Below are 4123 nucleotides of genomic sequence, written 5' to 3'. Positions count from 1 at the left end.
CTGAGCAAGGGTGGGGCGGCTGGACGCTTACTTTCGGCCGACAAGCGCAGCCACCTCGAGTGAGGCGGGTGCACTTGGATGGCCAGACGAGCGCTTCCAGGCGAATGGCCGGATCTGGCAACGGCCGAGCCCCGTTGTTGCACCCGTTGACCTGCCAAACAGGAGGCGCGTCTAATGACTCTTCTGCCGGGCTATTGGCGTTCAGGTCATGCCACGTCACGTTTGTTTCTTGGTTTATTCGGGCTTCGTATTGCTGGATTTGAGTGGCCCGCTCGAAGCCTTCTCCAACGCCAATAGCGCGCGCCCTTCGGGCTATCGATTCACGGTCGCTTCGCTTGAGGGCGGGTTGATCCGCGCCTCGAGCGGACTGCAGGTCGCGACCGAAGCATTGGAAGTCGTCGACCGCCTCGACACGCTCATCATCGTCGGCGCACCGGCCGCTCCGATCGGTGACTGGACGATGTCGATGGCGACCGCGATCCGGCACATGTCCCTGCGCTCTCGCCGCACGGCCAGCGTCTGTACTGGCGCCTTCGTGCTGGCCGAGAGCGGCCTGCTCGACGGTCGTGTCGCTACCACGCATTGGAACTATGCTCCGCAACTGCAGGCTCGCTATCCGTCGCTGCGCGTGGACGGAGATCGAATCTGGACCGAAGACGGGAATGTCTGGACGTCCGCAGGCATGTCGGCTGGCATCGACATGGCCTTGGCCATGATCGAGCAGGACCTGGGCAAAGAGGTGGCGCGCTCCGTCGCACGCATGCTGGTTGTCTACTATCGACGGCCAGGTGGTCAGTACCAGTTCTCTTCGCTGCTGGATTTCGACCCTGGCTCAGATCGCATCCGCACGGTGCTGAGCTATGCGCGCGATCATCTGCGTGATGATCTGTCAGTCGAGCGCTTGGCTGACGTCGCGCATATGAGCGTGCGTCAGTTTGGCCGTGTATTCGCGGCATCCATCGGGGTGACGCCGGCCAAAGCGATCGAGCGCCTTCGCATCGAGGCGGCAAGGCCGCTGGTTGAGGACGGGCATCAGACTTTCGAGGAGATCGCCAGGAGCGCCGGATTCGGCGATGCCGATCACATGCTGCGCTGCTTCGTGCGAGTCATTGGGCGGACGCCACAAGAACTGCGCCGGAGCGTTCGTCAGGCCAACGGAGATGGCGGATCCGGGAGCAAGGCAGACCAATAGTCCGCGCTTGCGAAGGTTCGAGGGCCTGATGATGCGGCTATACGCACGCCGTGGTCGATCCCGGGAACCTCACTGACTAAAGGCCCCATCACAATGCGCGCGTTTGGCTTGCATGCATGTGGGGTGAAATTAGAGAAGCTAAAATTAATCTGTCCCCTTTACCATTGCCAGGCTGCGTGAAGGCGCGGATCAACCTTCTGCAGAATCACCGTTGAAGCCTGGCTTCGCGATTGACCCTTCCGCGAAAGGAGGCTTGCCGGAAGATGTCCGCTCGATGGAAGGGGTGGGCGTCTCCACGCAGATGCCTCTTGTCCTCAGCTCCAGGTGCTTGAGGGAACTTCGATCCAAACAGCCCGGGCCAAGGCAACGAGGCGGTCGTTCGGTGCGTAGATGGCCGTACCAGCTAGACGCTTGCGGCCCTCCACCCCCAAAGGCCAGCCGAGGACAATACAACGATCCCCAGGCTTGACGACGCCCAAGATGGAGGCGGCCAGTTCGCCGAGAACAATCGCGACGCCATCGGGTAGCGGGAAAGAAGTGAAAGCTCCCGTGCAGTCGAGCGCCGCCCACAAGAATTCTGGCCGCAGGTTTCCCGATTTGTCGGCGAGCGACGCGTCGGGCGTCCACGGCGCAGCAATCGTGGAGGTGTTGTTCAGCGGGCCAGGAAAGATACATAGGCCGTCGTTTTGCGTGCGCTCTGGCCCGCACACAAAGCAACCAGGAAACCTATGGCTTTTGAACCCAATGAACGACTGTGCTGCTTCCTCTGCTTCCTCGTACGAGGGCCCGGGGGTGCCTGAATGCTTAGTTGAGAACGCTTGGCTTCGCGTTGCCGCTGTTCCTCTGGTTGCTGTGGCTGAGCCGCGGGGCGGGGGAAGGGCGGCTCTCGCTGGCGGATGGGGCGCGCATCCTGCTGCTGGGGATGTTCGGCTATTACCTGTCCAGCCTCTTCGATTTCTACGGGCTGGAATACATCAGCGCCGGACTGGAGCGCCTGATCCTGTTCACCTATCCGACGCTGATCCTGCTCTTCCAGGTCGTGATTTTTCGCGAGCGGCCGAGCCGACGCACGCTGCTGGCCATGGGCGTCTGCTACATGGGGCTTGGGGTGGCGCTCCTGCACGACATCAGCACCGCGGGCATGGGTGGGCAGGTCATCCTGGGGGCGGCCTGGGTCTTCGCGAGTGCCGTTACCTATGCGCTGTACTATCTGGGCACCGGCGTCATGCTGAAGCGCCTCGGTTCGATGCGGCTGGCCGGTCTGGCGGGCAGTGCGTCGGCGCTGATGGTGCTGGTTCACTACGGCGCCTCGACCGACATGGCCCAGCTGCTGGTGGTGCCGCGGCCGGTATGGCTCTATGCGGCGCTCATGGCGCTGTTCTCCACCGTTCTGCCAATCTACTGGATGGCGCTGGCCATTCAGCGAATGGGCCCAACCCACACCGCCGCCGTCGGCAACCTGGGGCCCGTGCTGACGATCCTGGCCTCCTGGGCGTTGTTGAACGAGGCGATCTCCCTCTATCAACTGGCAGGGCTGGCGCTGGTCCTGGTGGGGGTGTCGCAGCTCAAGCCTGCAGCGCCCAGTCAGGCCAATGCTGTGGACGGCGGGGTGCCGGAGGCAGGATCAGCGCCGGGCCGCCGCTGACTTTGTTTAGCACCTCGATGCCCAGATACCAGATGCAGGGCGACAAAGCGGTCATCGCGCATCTGCTGAACTCAGTGTCGACAAGGAAAAATATGTAAAGAAATCTGCAGACTAGTCAGGGGGTGATTAACCTCGGCCAACTGAGTTGGACCAGTGATGAGGGGGCAGGCCCGCGTCGCAAAATCACAGAACGAAGCCTTCCGAGATTTGCAGCAACATCTCTTCAGCCTGACTCGTGCCTTGCAGGGTTGTGAGCAAATTTATTGGCATCATGCCGGAAAGTCGTTTCTTGGGCTTGAACAGCCACCTCCTTGCCTTGTCGGCGTCACCAAAAATCGCCTCAGCCATCGCCGTAATGTGGACTGTTCGGAAGAGCCGGTCGCTTTCCTCAATGGTCAACGGCTGATTACGTGTGATCCGGTTTTTCAAGGTTCGCAGCGGGATTATTTGCTCTCTAGCCTGCGGCGAAACCACTCCCTCGTCAGCGAGTTTCATGAGTCTAGCTGCGGAAAAACCACAGCTGATCCTGAGGTGAATCTCAAAGCTGCCGGCAGATTCAGGGATATCTAGCAGCACTTTCAGCCGAGCACGGTAAGCAGAATAACCGTGATCCAGAAGGGCCTCAGCAAGCATGATCGTCTCCTTTTCCGGCAATATGGTGTCATTTAGGCATCATTTCAGCTTCCGGCCTGTCCGACTTCCGCGCCCTGGTGCGCGAGCTAACCGAACTGGCCCAACAGACCGACAAGGGCTTGCTGCTGGCCGGTCAGGCGCTGGAGAGCCTGCGGCAGAAACGACGCATCCTGCCGGCGTTGAGCGTGATCGACCGGGCTTGCTCGGAGGCCATTGCACGGGCCAATCGGCGGGTCTACCGCGCCTTGGTTGAACCGCTCACGGACTCGCATCGGGCCAAGCTGGACGAGCTGTTGAAGCTCAAGGCCGGTAGCAGCATCACCTGGTTGACCTGGCTGCGCCAGGCACCGCTGAAACCCAACTCTCGGCGCATGCTTGAGCACATCGAGCGGCTGAAGACATTTCAGCTGGTGGACTTGCCCGAAGGCCTAGGCCGGCACATCCACCAGAACCGCCTGCTCAAGCTGGCCCGCGAGGGTGGGCAGATGACGCCCAAAGACCTCGGCAAGTTCGAGCCGCAGCGGCGCTATGCGACCCTGGCCGCCGTGGTGCTGGAGAGCACTGCAACCGTGATTGATGAGCTGGTGGATCTGCACGACCGCATCCTAGTCAAGCTGTTCAGCGGCGCGAAGCACAAGCATCAGCAGCAGTTC

Annotated in this window: 3 protein-coding genes and 1 pseudogene; 3 read left to right on the top strand and 1 reads right to left on the bottom strand. The window is 61.4% G+C overall.

What is annotated here, in order from left to right; translation table 11 throughout:
- The first annotated feature begins 208 nt into the window (after window positions 1-208).
- Window positions 209-1192 (top strand): GlxA family transcriptional regulator, encoded by a 984-nt coding sequence (locus HMPREF2924_RS25035; protein ID WP_031634206.1) that lies wholly within the window; start codon window positions 209-211, stop codon window positions 1190-1192.
- 808 nt (window positions 1193-2000) lie between these two features.
- Window positions 2001-2837: a DMT family transporter gene (locus HMPREF2924_RS25030; protein ID WP_078464872.1), complete on the top strand. Its 837-nt coding sequence runs from the start codon at window positions 2001-2003 to the stop codon at window positions 2835-2837.
- Window positions 2838-3020: 183 nt separating this feature from the next.
- Here HMPREF2924_RS25030 and HMPREF2924_RS25025 read toward each other — a convergent pair whose 3' ends face one another.
- The gene (locus HMPREF2924_RS25025) at window positions 3021-3470 is read right to left on the bottom strand and encodes an antitoxin Xre/MbcA/ParS toxin-binding domain-containing protein (protein WP_031634204.1); all 450 of its coding nucleotides are present in this window, start codon (window positions 3468-3470) and stop codon (window positions 3021-3023) included.
- 56 nt (window positions 3471-3526) lie between these two features.
- Here HMPREF2924_RS25025 and HMPREF2924_RS36610 point away from each other — a divergent pair.
- A pseudogene (locus tag HMPREF2924_RS36610) lies at window positions 3527-4123 on the top strand (DUF4158 domain-containing protein); the annotation flags it as partial.

This window comes from Pseudomonas sp. HMSC063H08, from assembly GCF_001813645.1.
GTDB lineage: Bacteria > Pseudomonadota > Gammaproteobacteria > Pseudomonadales > Pseudomonadaceae > Pseudomonas > Pseudomonas aeruginosa.
Note: the sequence above shows the minus strand (reverse complement) of the source record. Positions and strands in the feature narration are given on the sequence as shown.